This is a genomic window from Salinivibrio sp. MA427, assembly GCF_001996115.1.
Classification (GTDB): Bacteria; Pseudomonadota; Gammaproteobacteria; order Enterobacterales; family Vibrionaceae; genus Salinivibrio; species Salinivibrio costicola.
Map to the genome: position 1 here is coordinate 1 of NZ_MUFH01000452.1, position 1,482 is coordinate 1,482.

Consider the following 1,482-nt stretch of genomic DNA (forward strand, 5'->3'; position numbering starts at 1 on the left):
CTCTGAGCCATGATCAAACTCTTCAATTAAAGTTTTGGTGTTTGCTTTTCCTAAGAAAAGACAAACGGCTCGATAAATACTGTTTTGTTCGTCTCTTGCGAGACAAACGAATTGACTGTGCCGAACAACGTAAACGTTGTTTCGTATTGGTCACTCAGTTTATCGAATAAATCTTTTTGTCTATTCTCAACGAGTGCCCACACAGATTGCATAGGTCAAATTGTTAAAGAGCGCCGCTCATCGTTAAGCGGGAGTGGCATAATACGCCACTTTGGCATTGAGTCAAGCATTTTGTTTTGCTTGTCTGTGTTGCCGTTGTTAGCTCGGCTTGCCGTGCAAACGAGAAGCGAATTATAGAGAGTTGTTTTTTTGATGCAAGTGTTTTTGTTCAAAAAAATCTAATCGCACAACTTTTCGCCGTATCGTTAAATATATGTTTACGCTTGGGTATCTTTCAATGCATCCGGCACATCGGCAATCGATACGAGGACCGCGGTCGCTAACGCCATCCCTTCTTCGGTAATAGGCTTCCCTGAACGAACCAGAAATCGCGTTTCGATGCCTGCTGCTTGAGCGGCTTTCATGTCATCTGCTTTATCACCCACCATCACAGAGCGAGATAAATCAATATCAAGCTCTTCCGCTGCCTCTAAGAGCATGCCTGGTTTAGGTTTTCGGCAGTCACAATCAAGTTGATATTCACCGATGCCGTCTAATGCATGATGCGGGCAATAGTAGATGCCATCGAAATCGACACCTTTATCGGCAAAGTTCCAATCCATCCACTCTGTCAATTGTAAGAAATCTTCTTCGCTGTAGTAATCCCGAGCAATGCCCGCTTGATTAGTGACTAACACTAAAAGATATCCTTTTTCTTTTAACGCGCGGCACGCCTCAAACACACCGTCAATGTATTCAAAGTTATCGATACTGGCCACATAACCGTGGTCAACATTCACCACGCCATCACGATCGATAAWAATTGCTGGTAGCCTCACGCATTTTTCCTCTTCATCAATAGTCACCAGATTATGTCACGCTCAAGACTGACTTGCATCCATACTCCCCGTCTCTTTCGCATGCTAGTATAGCGGCTTTATTGTCGGGTTTATTCGTTTATGCGCTCCCCATTTTCTATCACGCCGATCGGCACGCTCCTATCACCGTTTAAAGAAAAGTTTGCTGTTCCTCGCCAACCGGGGCTGGCACCGAGTGCGCTTGCCCACCTTAAATTACACGATGACGCGAATCAGATTGAGGCTGTCCGAGGCATCGAACAATATTCCCATCTATGGTTGCTCTTTCTCTTTGACCAAAACTTAGAGAAAGGATGGCGACCGACAGTGCGTCCCCCTCGTTTAGGTGGGAATGAACGTATTGGCGTCTTTGCTAGCCGAGCAACGTTTCGCCCTAACGGTATTGGCATGTCAGCCGTCGAGCTGGTTGATGTGTCACAGGATAACGGGCAGGTCACCTTAACAC

Annotated in this window: 2 protein-coding genes; one reads left to right on the forward strand and one right to left on the reverse strand. The window is 45.8% G+C overall.

What is annotated here, in order from left to right; all coding sequences use genetic code 11:
• Positions 1-437: 437 nt before the first annotated feature.
• Entirely contained in the window at positions 438-998 is a 561-nt protein-coding gene (gmhB, locus tag BZG79_RS15510; RefSeq protein WP_108743322.1) for a D-glycero-beta-D-manno-heptose 1,7-bisphosphate 7-phosphatase, read from the reverse strand.
• Between the two features lie 120 nt (positions 999-1,118).
• Here gmhB and tsaA point away from each other — a divergent pair.
• Positions 1,119-1,482: tRNA (N6-threonylcarbamoyladenosine(37)-N6)-methyltransferase TrmO (tsaA, locus tag BZG79_RS15515; protein ID WP_077774857.1), on the forward strand; the 364-nt coding region annotated here is incomplete at its 3' end.